General features: G+C 43.5%; 8 protein-coding genes and 1 pseudogene. 6 read left to right on the top strand and 3 right to left on the bottom strand.

The genetic code is table 11. From position 1 onward, the window contains the following. Positions 1 to 5 precede the first annotated feature (5 nt). The 3 genes from AB4507_RS15175 (at position 6) to AB4507_RS15165 (ending at position 7,195) form a co-directional block, all read left to right on the top strand. The gene (locus AB4507_RS15175; protein WP_017102537.1) at positions 6 to 980 is read left to right on the top strand and encodes a bifunctional oligoribonuclease/PAP phosphatase NrnA; all 975 of its coding nucleotides are present in this window, start codon (positions 6 to 8) and stop codon (positions 978 to 980) included. Between the two features lie 223 nt (positions 981 to 1,203). Beyond that, a complete protein-coding gene (locus AB4507_RS15170) occupies positions 1,204 to 2,229 on the top strand; it encodes an HD-GYP domain-containing protein (RefSeq protein WP_029235511.1) in 1,026 nt (341 codons plus the stop codon). Between the two features lie 70 nt (positions 2,230 to 2,299). After that, entirely contained in the window at positions 2,300 to 7,195 is a 4,896-nt protein-coding gene (locus AB4507_RS15165) for an ATP-binding protein (RefSeq protein ID WP_372182902.1), read from the top strand. 94 nt (positions 7,196 to 7,289) lie between these two features. Here the strand turns inward: AB4507_RS15165 and AB4507_RS15160 are convergent, their stop codons facing one another. After that, a complete protein-coding gene (locus AB4507_RS15160) occupies positions 7,290 to 8,180 on the bottom strand; it encodes a LysR family transcriptional regulator (RefSeq protein WP_017061891.1) in 891 nt (296 codons plus the stop codon). A gap of 227 nt (positions 8,181 to 8,407) precedes the next feature. Between AB4507_RS15160 and AB4507_RS15155 the strand changes: the two genes are divergently transcribed. Next, positions 8,408 to 9,583, top strand: coding sequence for an MFS transporter (locus AB4507_RS15155; RefSeq protein ID WP_372182901.1), 1,176 nt, complete (start codon positions 8,408 to 8,410; stop codon positions 9,581 to 9,583). A 213-nt stretch (positions 9,584 to 9,796) separates the two neighbouring features. On the opposite strand, the gene AB4507_RS15150 is transcribed toward AB4507_RS15155, so the two are convergent. Together AB4507_RS15150 and AB4507_RS15145 are read right to left on the bottom strand one after the other, a co-directional pair. Next, entirely contained in the window at positions 9,797 to 12,553 is a 2,757-nt protein-coding gene (locus AB4507_RS15150) for an immune inhibitor A domain-containing protein (RefSeq protein ID WP_372182900.1), read from the bottom strand. A gap of 47 nt (positions 12,554 to 12,600) precedes the next feature. Then, the gene (locus tag AB4507_RS15145; protein ID WP_372182899.1) at positions 12,601 to 12,927 is read right to left on the bottom strand and encodes a hypothetical protein; all 327 of its coding nucleotides are present in this window, start codon (positions 12,925 to 12,927) and stop codon (positions 12,601 to 12,603) included. A gap of 409 nt (positions 12,928 to 13,336) precedes the next feature. Here AB4507_RS15145 and AB4507_RS15140 point away from each other — a divergent pair. Both AB4507_RS15140 and AB4507_RS15135 read left to right on the top strand, forming a co-directional pair. Beyond that, positions 13,337 to 13,741 (top strand): annotated as a pseudogene (locus AB4507_RS15140) (Lrp/AsnC family transcriptional regulator); the annotation flags it as partial. A gap of 176 nt (positions 13,742 to 13,917) precedes the next feature. Next, positions 13,918 to 15,480: a PAS domain-containing methyl-accepting chemotaxis protein gene (locus tag AB4507_RS15135; RefSeq protein WP_102393621.1), complete on the top strand. Its 1,563-nt coding sequence runs from the start codon at positions 13,918 to 13,920 to the stop codon at positions 15,478 to 15,480. Positions 15,481 to 15,692: the final 212 nt, after the last annotated feature.

The raw sequence follows: 15,692 nt of genomic DNA, 5'->3' as shown, positions 1-15,692 counted from the left end.
GAAGTATGTCTATTTTCTCATTTGACGATTTTCTGGAACGCCTGAAGGACTGTGAACGAATCATCATTCAAGCTCATGACTTTCCTGATCATGATGCGGTAGGTTCCGCTTTTGCTCTCGCTTATTTACTTAGGAAGAAGGGCTTTAAACCCCTCATTACCTATCAAGGCTTTATTGACCGTGTTTCTTTACATAATTTGATTGGGTGGCTTGATATTCCCATCGTTAAGTCACACCGATTAGATCTAAAACCCAATGATAAAATCATTGTTGTGGATGGCTGTATTGGTGAAAAAAACGTTACCGATTTACCAGGTATAGAAGTTGGTGTGATCGATCATCATCAGGTTATAGCACCCAGTTTCGTTTGGTTTTCAGATATTCGACCTAACTATGGCGCAACAGCTTCCATTATGGTTGAGTACTTTAATCATTACGATCTGCCTATTCCAGAGCGCGTAGCAACGGCTTTACTTGTTGGATTAACGTTCGATACGGCAAATTTTACCCGAGCAATGAACAAAGCTGATATCAAAGCTCTCTTTCAACTCCAAAGCTGTGCCGATATGAATATGGTAAATCGTATTTGTCGCAATCAAATCGAATATCAAGAATTGAAGTTATTTGATTCCATGTTTGAAGCTATTAGGAAAGACGGCAATTGTGCATTTGGCAGCTTACCAGAAGGGTGCCCCAAAAATATGCTGGGAGTGCTTGGCGACTTTCTATTGACCGTTGATGAAATAGATATAGTAGTGTTAAGTGCTCGTAGCCATGAGAGAACATTCGTTTCATTGCGTTCTGAGTGCCCCCAAAATGATGTGGCGAAGGTGATAAAGAGAGCTTTGAATGATACAGGTGCTGGGTTTGGTGGAGGACACTCACATATGGCTGGTGGTGTCGTTAATCAAGTCTTTAATCACTTTAATGAACAAAGTTTCGTTTATGATCTAATTCGTCCTCAGTTGATTGTCGGTTGATTTTAAGCGAGTGTTTGTTGAAACTAATTGATGGTTTTTATCTGGTTCACATTCAAAGGGTGGATGCCGAATTTTTGACTGGTCATACTTCGACAAACGTTGGTTTGATGTCACTCGAAGATCTACTCTTCATTTTTGAAAATCAATTGCTTTTTTTCTGCTTAACCTCTGAAAACCGTTCTACACTAGGGTTATAACTGTTTGATTTGTATACGAGGTATCAATGAGTCGGAAACCTATAGTGTTAGTCGTGGATGACACCCCAAGTAACTTGGATGTGTTAACGGCAATACTCAAAGATACCTATCAAGTGAAAGTAGCGATTAACGGCACAATTGGTATCAAGATCGCGAAGATGGTGCCGCAGCCAGACCTTATCCTCCTTGATATCATGATGCCTGACATCGATGGTTACGAGGTGTGCCGCCAACTTAAAGCTCAGCCGAATACGGCTCACATTCCTATCATTTTCGTGACCGCCACAATTGGTCCAGAAGCCGAAGTAAAAGGGCTCTCCTTGGGGGCTGTCGATTACCTAACCAAGCCGATAACCCCTGCAATTGCACTCCAGCGTGTGAAAACGCATATCGCACTTTATGACCAACAACGCGCGTTGTTTAGTCAGGTAAAAGAGAAAACTCAAGAGATCAATCTCGGTAAGCTAGAAACACTGAACATACTGGGTAGAGCTGCTGAATTTAAAGACAATGAAACAGGCATGCACGTTAAGCGTATGAGTCACTACTGTGAAGTGCTAGCTAAAGCCTTGGGAATGACTGACGAAGATGCCGAGACGTTGCGTGATGCAGCACCAATGCATGATATTGGCAAGATCGGTATTCCTGATAGCGTATTACTCAAGCCGGGTAAATTGGACGCCGACGAGTGGACAATTATGCAAAAGCATGTCGAATATGGTGTTGATATACTTGGTAGGCAGAGTGATTCCAAACTGATGCGTATGGCTATTCAGGTGGCGCAATATCATCACGAAAAATGGGATGGCAGTGGTTATCCAAACCAGATAGCTGGTGAAGGTATCCCATTGGTTGGAAGAATTGCGGCTGTTGCTGATGTGTTTGATGCCCTGACCGCAGAGCGCCCTTATAAAAAAGCTTGGAGTATTGATGAGGCGCTGAACTTGTTTGAAGAACAGAAAGGCAAACATTTTGATCCAACTATCGTTGATGTGTTTTTTCTGAAGTTACCTGAGATTCTAGCAATTAAAGAGAAATTTAGAGATGAGTGATGGCTTGATGTTGTCGCTAAATCGTTTGGTTGTTTTTCTGGTCATTACACTTGTGGTGTGGTCGCTGCTAATGCGATCTACGAATGCTGCTGAGGTAACAGATACTGAGTTAAATCAGTGGTTGGGAAACCAACCTACGGTAACTTTTGTTGTCTTGGCCAACCATTATCCTTACTCATTCATCGATGATGATGGGCAGGTTTCTGGGATCATCAAAGATTGGACATTAGATCTTGAACAGCGTTTTGGTGTTCATGTTCGGTTTGTCACAGTTAACTCGCGTGTCGAGGCTAAAGCCGCGTTAGTCGACGGGCGAGGCGATGTATTTCCATTCCAACAGTTCGACCCAAGTGAAGGTGGCCGTTTTCTTGCGAGTGCTCCCTATATTCCTTATCAGGTCGCAGTGATTGTTCCCATCGACAACAAACTCGATGGAAACCTAGATCAAAATAATAAACGCCGTATTGCGATGGTTAACGAAAATATCGATTTGGAGCGAGCCGGTGTCAAATTGAGTTCTATTGAGCGAGTGAATTTTGATAACGTTATTGATGCAGTACGTGCGTTAGGGGCCGGGGATGTCGAAGGCATGGTCGGTGAACCTATCACCACTATGGATCTTGCGAAAAAGATTGGCGTTCATGATTTAGCGGTAAACTATGTTCTGGAGCATTGGAAAAGGTTTGAAGCATCAATGGTGATTCGAACCGATGAACCAGAACTGCTGACGCTAATCAACAAACAGATTGAAACCTTCGACGTTGATAACAAGAACCAGATTTTATCGAAGTGGCTAGACAGTTCCCCCTATCGAGTGCCGCTAAAAGGCGTGTTTGGCTTTGGTAACCCTCCGTATATTTACCCAGACAGCACCGCAGTCGGGCTACAGTACGACATTCTTCAGCGTGCACTGAATGACATGGGATATAAACTAGGTGACGTTGTCACACTTCCACCTAGCGCCGCTAAAAAAGCCATCGATAACAATAATTCTATAGCCTTTTTTTCTGGTGTTCAGTTTGATGATCCTAATGCGCACTTTTTAAGTGATAACGTTTTTAATGTTGAGTTTGTTCCTGTTTCACTAACTCGCCGCAAACTCCAACTTCAATCCCCAAAAGACCTATCATTAGGGGCGTTATTGTTCGACGAAACATCCACAATTAAAAACTCTGTTGAAGTTCTGAAGAGTAAGTTAGACATTGATCGTATTGAAGATTACGAAGATCTTGAATCAGCATTCTCGCAGTTGAGGGCTCAAAATGTTGACCTGCTAATGGTTGAACGAAGAGTGCTAGAGTGGTTTATCACCAACACTCGTTTTATTGAAATGGCAGAGCTAACGCTACATGACGAGTATAAAGTTGAGTATCCGATCTATGTGGACTTTAAGAGTGAAGAAATCAGAGATAGCTTCAATGCCGCAATTAAAAGGCTTAAACAGGAGGATGACGGCTTAAACCAAATTATCGAGATGCAGGTTCAGAGTGATTTAAGCCTAGTCCTTAAAAAAGCGAATATTATCGCGCAAATATCTGCGTATTTTATCGTCAACGACCGCTTTGAAGAGTTGACGGAAGTGTTTGAAATTTTCGACACGGACAGTTCTTTTCAGGTGATCACCGCACAAGCGGATAACAATAGTCGCCCGATCAAATCTTGGTACATAGGCAACCTAGTTGATCAATATGGAGAGAAGAAAAATACCTCTCACTTTTCATCAGTCACCAAGGTGGCGAATTATAGGACCAAGGGAGGGAGTATCAACTCTGGTTCGATGACTTTCTACTTTGATGTTAATTCGTTAGAGCGGAACTATGTTTATTTTCCATCTGTCGAACAATTTAGTTCATTCGGAGATGCGGCGAAACGCTATATTGCGGATGTTTATCAAGCGAGTAACTTGACTGGAGAGATCCTAAATCTAAGCCAAAAAGAGAGGGCGTGGATTAAAGATAATCCGGATGTACGTATAGGTATCGATCCGAATTCGTTACCTTATGAAGCGGTATCCAATACCGGTGAATACATCGGGATGATTGATGATTATCTAACGCTGATTGAACAAAAAACAGGGCTAAGTATTCAGCATGTTGACGTGGCGAATTGGTCTGAGACCCGAAGCTTGGTTGATCATCATGAAGTGGAACTGGTCTCAGCAGCTCAAGAGAATCGTTCGTTAGGAGATAACGTCAAAGCAGCTAAAAGCTTGTTTTCAAGTCGTTTGGCCATTGCATCGAGAAGAGACGTTAGTAGCTTGGTACTTGAAGAAGCTGATGGTTGGAAAATCGGTATATTGAAGAATGCGGCAAATACTAACGCGATTTTATATAAGTACCCGAACGTTGAGTGGGTAGAGGTAGAATCCACGGCCGATGGGCTCAACCGATTGGATGATAAAACCTTAGACGGCATGGTCGACACTGTTGATGTCCTCAATTACCTCATTGATTCATTTGGTCATCGAGAGATTGGAATTGTCGGACGACTTGATTTTTTCCTTTCACCCACCTTACATGTCATCAAATCTGAGCCTTTGCTTTATTCGATTGTGAATAAGGCGATTGAGAGTATTTCTGCTGAAGAACATCAAAAGATATCGGCGAAGTGGGCGGCGCCAAAAGCGATAGAAAGAGTTAATTATCAATTGGTTTACACCATTTCGGTGTTCTCTCTGGTGATCCTTCTTCTTATTATTTTCTGGAATCGTAAATTAACTAAGCAGATCAGTATTGCTAAGGAAGCAACCGAAGCTCTGGAAAAGGCGCAGAACCAACTCTACAACATGCTAAATAGCTCTCCAATTGCAGCCAGCGTGGTATTTGAAGAAGAGGTTCGTTACGCGAACGATACGGCAAAACGTTTGTTTGGCGTGGAAGATCAGGCGTTGTCTTCTATCGACGTTGCCGCTATCCATGACTCGCTGAGCGTTCGTGATGGCGTGCATAAAGAGCTCGACCTTAACGGTAAAGTTGAAAATAGGGAGTTGGTACTCAGAAAGTCTGATGGAACCCGATTTGTTGCTTTGGTCAGTTACTATCTTTTTGAGATTGATGGGGAAGTCGCCACACTATTTTGGGCATTCGATATTTCAGAAATGAAGCGCCTTAACGAACAATTGGAAGAAGAAAAACAGAGAGCCGATTTGGCGAGCCAAGCTAAATCGGAATTTTTAGCTAATATGAGCCATGAGATAAGAACCCCAATGAATGCCATTATTGGCTTGTCTTATCTGGCGATTGGCGAAATATCTAATCCTGTCGCTCGAAATTATATTGAGAAAGTGCACCGTTCTGGCCATTCGTTACTCGGTATCATCAATGACATCCTTGATTTCTCAAAGATAGAAGCTGGACAACTTGTTATTGATAACGTCCCGTTTGATCCCGTAACGACCTTTAAAGATGTGATTGAGCTGATGGAGTCGAAAGCGGCTGAGAAGCAGCTCAATTTGTCGATGGTCATAGACTCTGAGTTAGACACGCCATTGCAAGGCGATCCATTGAGGTTGTTCCAAGTCATACTCAACCTTGTGGGTAACGCGATTAAGTTTACGGAAAAAGGCAGCGTAGCGTTAACGGTGGAGCATGTTGACTCGAACGATAGCAGTCTAACCATGAAGGTGAGTGTGATGGATACCGGGATAGGCATCTCGGATGGGAACCGTCACAAGCTGTTTGAAGCCTTTAGCCAAGCGGATACCACAACGACACGTCGGTTTGGCGGTACAGGGCTTGGACTCAACATTAGCCAGAAATTAGTGCATGCGATGGGCAGTCAAATTACGGTGGAGAGTGTTTACGGGCAAGGCAGTGAGTTCTCCTTTGTACTGACATTGCCACGCTCAAGCTCGGATGCGTTAGCCGACTTCAAAGCTCAAGAGTTGCAACTGGATTATCAGATAGAGTTCAAAGGGCAAAGAGTGCTATTGGTTGAAGACAATGAGCTGAACCAAGATCTCGCCTTAGCATTTTTCAGTCGCTCTAAATTAAATGCCGATCTTGCTGAAAACGGAAAGGAAGCGCTGGAGTTAGCTAAAAACAACGACTACGAAATAATCTTCATGGATCTTCAAATGCCGATTATGGACGGCTTTGAAGCTACCCGTTTGATTCGTGAATTCGATATAGATGTACCGATTATTGCAATGTCAGCCAATGTTTTTGCTGATGCGAAACAACGAGCGAGGGCGTCGGGCATCACGGACTTCTTGGATAAGCCTATTGTTATTGATAAAGCGATGTCTTTGATTACTCGATACATTGTTCCTGAGGTCTTAGTTGAAGGTCGAGCGCCATCAGACACGTCTTCAGATACGATACTGGCCAGTGATTCTGATAATAGTTCGGAATTACACTCCGATACTCAAACAGAGCAGCCTGTTTTCTCTCAGTCGAGGTTTGAGCAACTGACTCATCATGATGCGAAACTGCAAGAGAAGATGCTTGGTAGATTCTGCCAAGGGGCGCCTGACATTATGTCGGAAACCTTCGACAACCTAGTGCAAGATGAATGGGCGACGTTAGAGCGTAATCTACATACCTTAAAAAGCATGGCAGCTTCGATTGGTGGATTGCGATTGGCAGAGTTACTCAGTGATTTAGAAAGCAAAGCGCATGACAAGGCGTGTGATGAAGCAGATCTTAAGCAAGGCGAACTTGGGTTAATCGAACTGATTAAAGCAGTTGAGATCAGCTTTGATGTGTCTGGTGTTGGGGGATTCAATACGACAAGTACTGAAGAAGCCGATGCGAGTCTTGCTGATACCTCTGATTCACCGAGCATCACGTCAGAACAGCATGCTCAGTTGCTATCACTGCTGGATGCTTATGATAACGATGCAACTCAATATGTGACTGAGTTACTGGTACAGTATCCACATTCTGTTGTTCTCAAAGATGTTCGAAGTGCGTTAGATAATTATGACTTTGAACGAGCAAAAGAGGGGCTTGGCGCTTCTGAGTAGTTGTCTTTTATAAATATCACTTCAACATTAAAGCCTTTAGCTCTTATAGCGAAATACCGAGCTAGCTAAAGGCTTTAAATCTATCTATACCGAACTAACGACTCACGTTCTGTTTGATTAGCTCAACAACCGTATCGTATCGGTGCGGCAGTTTTCGGTTTCGTTTTTGAACCAGATACAGCGTTTCCTCTACTTCTACCTTTGGCGGCACAACGTGTAGCTTGTCTCTATCTGGGAAGTGTTCAACCGCGCCAGCCGGTAACACGGTAAAACCTAATCCTTTTGATACGGGTAGCAAGATCTGGTGAAGCTGATTGATGTAGCCAGATCTTGGTATCTCATTAACGTTGATGTTCGCTAAGTCTTTATCTCCGCAAAGGTCGAAATACAAAGACAGATAGTGTGCAGAATCTGGGTGGGCAATCAGGCCAATGTCATTCAATACTTGCGGCGTTATCTCTAAATCAGCAAGGCTGTGGTGAACAATAAGACACAGTGCTTCTTTGCCGATGACTTGGCTTTGGTAGTAGCTGTCGTTCGGGGAATGCCTAACAATGCCGATATCGGTAGTGCCTTCGCTTAGGTCATTCAATATCTTTTTGTTTGGAGCGGCTTCTAAGTTAATGCTGAGCTCTTGGTGTTGCTGTTGAAGTTCAAGAAGCTTGGGATACAGACGCAAAGAGAGTGAGCCAGAGCAAGACAAGTGACATTGCCCAGCATAAGGGTTATCAAAACTCAGAGACTCAAAAAGATCTTCTTGGTCTTTCTCTAGTTTGATCGCATAGCGATACATAATCCGACCCTGTTCGGTCAGTTCGAAGCTCTTGTTTTCTCGAGAGAGCAGGTCACAATTACAAGCTTGTTCAAGCTTCTTGATGTGTTGGCTGACTCCAGGTTGTGTCATATACAACTTTTCTGCCGTTTGGGTGAAATGGCCAACTTCAACCAGAGTCTTAAACGTATTGAGCCAAAGTGGATTAATCATACTCACCTTCAAATACTAAAGCCTATAAATAACAGAAAATTATTATTATCTTAAGTAATGATAATTTCAACTCTAGCGTCTTAAGTAACGCTAATCAAAGTCATGTGGTGGTAGCACTTTATATTGGTCTATTGGTCGCTTTGTAGAGTTGCTATGAGTAACAAAGTGTTGCGACTTTGTTGAATTTTTGGTCTATTGACCAACTGTGCTCATATTTAGGAACAAAGATGAATAGAAATGTTTGGCTGCTCTCACTGTGTCAGGCCTTGTTGATGACGGGTAACATATTACTGATCTCTGTGATTGGTTTGATCGGTAAGCAGATTGCACCCAGTGTCAGCATGATCACCTTGCCGGTTGCACTGCAGTTTTTGGGTCTAATGGCAGCCACTATTCCTGCATCTTTAATTTCAGGCAAGTTAGGGAGAAAGAGAGGATTTAGCATTGGTAATGTGGTTGGCATTACAGGAGCTAGTCTTGCCACCTACGCACTGTCTCAGCAAAATTTCTATCTGTTTTGTTTCGCTACGTTCTTACTTGGGATAGGCATAGGTTTTGGCACGCTTTATCGTTTTGCTGCAATCGAGGTGTGTGATGAAAATGCACGTCATCGAGCGATCTCTATCTCGATGGCTGGTGGCGTTTTAGCCGCGGTATTAGGGCCAAATTTGGCGATTATGTCGCAACAGTGGTCGCAAGATGGCTTGTACATTGGTGCTTTTGCTTCTTTGATTGGATTGAACATTCTTGCGTTACTCATCTTACAAACAATTCAGTTTCCAAAAGTCTCTTTTAATAGTCGGGCACCTAAATCCGATCCTCTCAGTGTGATAGTAAAAGCGCCTAACTTTATTGGCGCAGTGTTTGCTGCCATGGTCGCTTATGCGGTGATGAATATCCTGATGACAGCAACGCCATTGGCAATGATTGGTTGTGGCTTTGACTTTACCAAAGCAGCGGGCGTCATTGAGTGGCACGTATTGGGGATGTTTGTTCCTGCATTCTTTACTGGTTCACTTATCGAGAAGTTTGGCTCAAGAATGATGATCTTGGCAGGCGGGGTTCTGTTCGTCGTCTGTATCGCGATTAACATTCATGGCGAATCTATCTGGCACTTCAGAGCGGCTCTAGTTGTGCTTGGTGTCGGTTGGAACTTTATGTTTATCGCGGCAACAGGTTTGTTTAGTCAGTCCTACCAATCGCAGAATAAAGCTAAGGCACAAGCGTTTAATGAATTTATTGTCTTTGGCTGTGTGACGATTACAGCGATGCTCTCTGGCTGGCTAGAATCGACAGCAGGGTGGCAGAACCTCAATATCTATGTATTGCCATTCGTGTTAGCTGTTATCTTGCTGTTCGCATTCAGTGCTCGTAAATCGCGTATTCAAAAGCAGCCTGTGTAATGGCTCATCGAATGGTGGTTCAGTAAATTTGTTACTGTGATTAAAACCCTAGTATCTCGAACTGCGACCAATAAAAAGCCCTACCAAATCGGTAGGGCCTTTGCTTACGGCTTAAATAATAACGTTTTCTTAAAACTGCTGTCGTGGCTTATATCCTGTGACAACAGTACTTAAGCTTGTGTTGTAAATACGCATGACAGAGCTAGCGATGATTTACAGGTCGACCAAAATTGTCTTAGTGGTAATCCCACCTTGGTCATCGATTATCTTCAGTGTCACCTCGTGCTTTCCGTATGAAGGGAAGATTGACGTGAATGTGCGACCTCGTTTCACCTTTCCGTTTGGAAGTGTCCACTCGGTATCAACAATACGACCATCGCTGTCTGAACTTGTAGACCACATGGTTACCCAGCGGCCCAAGTGAATGTACTTCGCGCTCGCTTCTGGAAGGGCGTTTGGAGATTCAACACTCACTACGGAGCTAAATGAAGCGGTAGCGCCTTTGTCGTCGACAACAGTCAAGTTCACCGTGTATTCGCCCGCTTGCTCGTAAGACCAAGTTGGTGCCACTTCGTTACTTGTTGTGCCGTTCCCAAAGTCCCATAGGTAACGGGCGATCTCACCGTCTTGGTCTGAGCTGAAGTTGTTTGCAGAAACAGTCAGACCAGTCACATTAAGCTCGAAGTTCGCAGTAGGAACGATGTTGTGTTGGCTTACTTTAGATAAGCGAACCACACCGTATTCGTTGTTATCACTCTGATTCACAATATCGACCGCTAAACCAAACTCCGTCAGGATGCGTCCTGAATCAGGCGCTTGAGGCGATGTGTAATCTTGGTCATCCGAGAAGCTAGCATTGCCAACCAAACTGGTATCTTCGAGTACATCATTGTCGCTGTTTACAAGACGCATTGGAGTATGATCTTTGAGTGAGAACGCAGCGTCTCGAACTTGGTAGCGTGTTTGAGCCACTTCACCAGAGTTTGCCCACACCATGGCATTTTGGTCTGCATCGACCACGCCTAACCAACCTTCACCAGGGTGTTTACCTACCCAGTTGTCGGTTAGTGATTCGTCGACGTACCAAATGATCAAGCCTGGGTCGAATGACATCAGTTGTCCCATGCGTTTGATGTTCGCTAGGCCTTCATCAACATTCATGTGGCTGCGCCACTGCAATAGATAGTAGTGCTGCGCTTGATGGAATCCATTACTCAGCTTGTAACCATTAAGGGCGAAGGTGGAGTTGCTTTCACCATCGTCTATTGAGGTCACTTCACCATCGACAACCACAGCAAGGTTATCTAAATAGAAGCCTTCCATTGCTAAGCCGCCATCGGTGATGTACTCAAATGAAAGTTCAACTTCTTGTCCTGCCCATTGTGAAACGTCGAACTCAGCGTTAACCCATCCGCCAGATTCGCCGCCAATAGCAGGAACGAGGCCCGTGTTGTATGGGTCGTCCATTGAGGTAATGTTGCCTGCAATGGCTTGTCCGTTGATTAGCACGCGCGCAAAGTCGTAGTCTTTTTCAATCTCATACCAAGTTTTGAAAGACAGCAGTGCAGAATCACCCGCTGGGATCATCAACTTGCGAGTCATACTGTTTTTCAGATCATCGCCTTTTTGAGAGTGGAATGAATACTCGCCCTCAAAGGGTTTCAGACTTTCAATCTGCTTTTCAGGAAGATCCACTTTGATCATGTTAGGACGACTGTTATCCGTTGTTTGGAACAGCGTATACACTTGTGGATTGTCTCCTAGGTCATCAATCGAGAGCTGATCATCGTTAACCCAACGTCCGCCAATCGATTTCTGTAGGAAGTGTTTTGCCCAAGAGCTGAATGCCGTTGGTTGTGTACCACCAATTTGACCAGCCCAACTGCCCGAAGACATGATTGACCAGTAAGAAACCGGTTCGCCTCTGCCTGTGTATTGCGTGTCATACTCGTCTGGTAAGCCTAAATCATGACCATATTCGTGGGCACAAACACCTGCAGCCGCATCAATCGGTTGAATGGTGTAATCGAACGCCGCGTATTGGCCACCAAATCGATCTGGAAGCGAGCTAGAAGTACCTTCCAGTACATGAGTGCGACCAAGGTTGAATCGGTGAGACCAAATCGCATCAGGGCCTAACACGCCACCACCGGCTTCTTCGCCTACCGATGCATGAAACACCATCAGGTGGTCAATCACACCATCGGGTTCGCGGAAATTTCCGTCACCGTCGTAATCGTAACGATCTTCGATGTCGTAATCGGCAAGGTTGATACTCGGATCTTGAGCCAGTTGATTCAGCGCTTCACGAACCAGTTCTTGGGCGTTTAGGTCGTTGTCGGTGGTAGGGGAGTTGCCACCATAGAATGACGCAGGCTTAGAGGCGCGATACCAACCTGCCGCTTGACCTGAAACGCTGTAACTGTCGCCTGATTCGCTTTGGTAATATTGGCGCATCGAGATTAGGTTTTCGCCATTTGGCCCTGTGTAGCCAGAATTTGAAAACAACAACTCTTGATAATGTTCAGGGTTGTAGCTCTCGTAGAGCATCTGCGTGTGCTCTTCGGTCAACTTGTTGTCATCCCAGTTCAAATCAGGGAAATCGACCAATAGAGCGAGTACTTTATCGGTGCGCTTGGTGCCGACTTCTAAAGCAAAGACACTCGCTTTTTTAACGCCAGACCCTTTTTCTATGGCTTTGAGTATTTTTGCGCGTTGCTCAAGTGCTTTTTTTCCGAATTGAGCATCGCCTTTGAAACCGGAATTGATTTTATTTTTCAAGTAACGGTCAAGCGCATCGCGCTTTGCCGCATCGGTTGCATCTTGGTCGACTAAGCCTTGTCTAACTAGCATTTCAATGAGTTTGTCTTCATTAACTACGCCTAAATCAATAGGTGTTTTTGCATAACCACTGACGCTAAATAGAGTAAGCATTGCTGAAGCCAACAATGTTCTTCTCATCATTTTCATTATATTTCCTTTTTATATTTCCATGTCGATATCAGTATCAACTTGCCTTATTCGGATCTGTTGTCCGAGTTTGGCCTAATACACTCTTGTGGTGTCTTATTTAACTGACGTGTGTTTGTTGTATGTTTTTTACCTTCTATCTCTTTTGTATTGGTTATCTCTTTTCTATTTTTTGAATCAAACGGAGTGCTCTTCACTTTTTTAGCGTTGAGATAGATACGCAAAGCTTCTTGATTTTCCTCATAGGTTAACCCTGAACAGATAACACCTTGTTTAATCGTTGACTTCAGCAATAGTTCGTCGTTCTCAATAGTGGAAGCCTGTGACAGTGAGGAAAAAATTAGACCCATTAAAGCCATTGTTTTGTGTGACATTATTATATCAAGCCATCAGTTTTGATTATGTAACAAAATATATTTATAAAATTTACCAATCAAATGGATAATTATTACAATTAATTATTCGTTCCGGTTTCAACATTTAGAGTTAATATAAAATAAGGAGTGTTATTTATTCTATTGTCAGTTATTTAATGGGTTTTGTTGAATGAATAGTTGATAGTTTGGATGTTTAATAACATTGATTAGGTCGTGGTTATTATTCTGGAGGGCGCTTTATACAAGGCGTTGGGTTCTAACTAATAAGATGATTTTTTATTATCGGTGTTTTAAAATACGCATGTAATAACTGAGTCATTAGTAAATACCCATGCTCAAATTATTTTTACTCAAAATATCAATAATTAGAGTATTGAGAGTAACTTTCAGTGTTTCAATGACGTGAAATTTAACAATAGCAGAGTTGGTCGGGTTGTCACCGCCTGCTTGCTTAAAGCGAGTGAAACGGCTGAGAGAAGAGGGCGTGATTGTCGGTGGTGTGTCCATCATTAATCCAGAACTGACCGGCAGTAAGATGACTTTGGTTGTGTCCGTGGAAATGGAGCGTGATCGAGGGGATATTTACCAAATCTTTCGCCATTCTATTTCAAAGGCAGAAGAGGTCACGCAGTGCTATCAGATATCAGGCAGCTTTGATTTCATGCTGATTGTGACGGTCAAAGACATTCAAGCCTACGAAGACTTTGTGGAGCGAGTACTACGCAAAGATCTGAATATTCGTAAATTCCATACCTCTGTCTCAATGAGAACCGTGAAATTTACCACTGCCGTAAACTTAGATGAGTCATGACCGTGAATTTGAGAAGCGAAAAGAAAAGGCGTGAAGCTTTGAGCTTTGTGAGGTGTCAGGCGTATTTTTGTATAAATAGCAGACATTTACACAAAATGTGACGTTCACATTTTGTCATAACTTTAATAATTGTATATATTCCTCGCCTAAAATAATAATTAACCTAAGTTAATATAATGACTGTCAGCTCATCTACTCAATCTCGTGAAACGCTTCTCAGCGAAAACGAACAACTTGTCTCTACCACTGATTTAAAAGGCGTGATTACGTACAGTAATGATGCTTTTTGTCGCATAGCGGAATACAGCCAACAAGAATTGCTAGGGCAACACCACAATATCGTAAGGCATAACGATATGCCGAAAGCCGCTTTTGCTGATATGTGGGTTAACCTAAAGCAAGGTAAAGCTTGGCGTGGCATCGTAAAAAACAAAACCAAATCTGGTGGGTTTTACTGGGTCGATGCTTATGTAACTCCAATTTACGACAATGGTAAGGTGAGTGGCTACCAATCTGTTCGTGTTAAGCCAAAGAATGAATGGATACAAGTTGCAGATAAGGCTTACCAAGGCCTCTTGAAGGCTGAAAAGTCGGGTCGCCAATGGTCATTAAAGATCAGTGACAGTGTTCGTTACGCCGTGTTGCTAGGCTCTTTGGCTGCGCCGTTAATTTCAAATCTCATTGAAGTAGGGCAAGTATCACAATGGTTGTTGAGCCTACTTCCTGTTTCAGCATTAGCACTGCTTTTCCGACAAGAGCTGATTGATACTCCACTGCAGTTGAAAAAGCTGCAATCTAAATTCGATAGTGTTAGTCGTCTTGTTTATTCAGGTAATAGTCAGTTCTCTATTGCCGATTTTCACTTAAAACTATTGTCTGCAAGAATCCACACCGTATTAGGTCGCATGACAGACTCAGCCAAGCCGTTACAAGATTTGGCTGACAACCTAAATGCGACGTCATTTGAAGTATCAGAAGCCTTAGATCAACAAACAAAAGACATTCTTCAAGTACGAGAGGCGACTGAAGAGGTTGAAGTCACCGCCAATGAGGTCTCTTCTCGCACAGAAGAAGCGCACCAGATTGTTGATGTGACTTTGCAAACCTGTGCTGGCGCTAAAGAAAGCATTAATCAAACTCATCAAAACTTAGAGAGCCTAGCTTCTCAGGCTGAAAAGGCGACTCAAACGACTTACCAACTGAGCGATCAAGCGCAGAGCGTAAGCAAGATAATGGAAGAGATTGGTGGAATCGCCGAACAAACCAACTTGTTGGCCCTGAACGCTGCGATTGAAGCGGCGAGAGCGGGCGAGCAAGGACGAGGCTTTGCCGTTGTTGCCGACGAAGTCCGTGCATTGTCGGGTCGAACCTCAAAGGCTACGGTTCAGATCAAAGAGAGCATCGATACCATGCTAACGACGATTGAAGGGTGGCAAAAAGATATTCTGGCGAACCGTAAGCAAACGGACGCATGTGGTGATGTTGCGAAGGTGAGTGCAGAGCGCTTGTCGGAAGTCGAAAACCTAATGCAATCCATGAATGAACTCATGCAGTCTGTTGAAAGTTCTGCTCATAAGCAACGTGAGCTGTCGAGTGAGGTCAATCTGCATATGCAGTCTATCGCCTCGACCGCAGAACAAAACTTAGTGGCAACGCATTCTGTGAAAGACCACTCCACAGAGCTAAAAGAACAAGTCAATGAGTTCTACCAACTGGCAAAGCGTTTCGAAGAAAAATAGCCGTTAGATTTAATCCGAATGAGAGAAAAGACAAAAAAAGCCCCGTATTTTCATGCGGGGCTTTCTGTATGCATCAACCCATTGAAGGGCGAGACAATGTATTCAAGATTAAGCTAGAAGCTCTTTCGCTGTGTTTACTACGTTTTCAGTAGTGAAACCGAACATCTTGAATAGCTCACCTGCAGGTGCAGACTCGCCGAACGTTGTCATAC

Origin of the sequence: Vibrio sp. 10N.222.54.A3 (assembly GCF_041474095.1) — a bacterium.
Classification (GTDB): domain Bacteria; phylum Pseudomonadota; class Gammaproteobacteria; order Enterobacterales; family Vibrionaceae; genus Vibrio; species Vibrio crassostreae_C.
The sequence above is the reverse complement of the archived record's forward strand: the minus strand, read 5'-3'. Positions and strand labels throughout refer to the sequence as shown.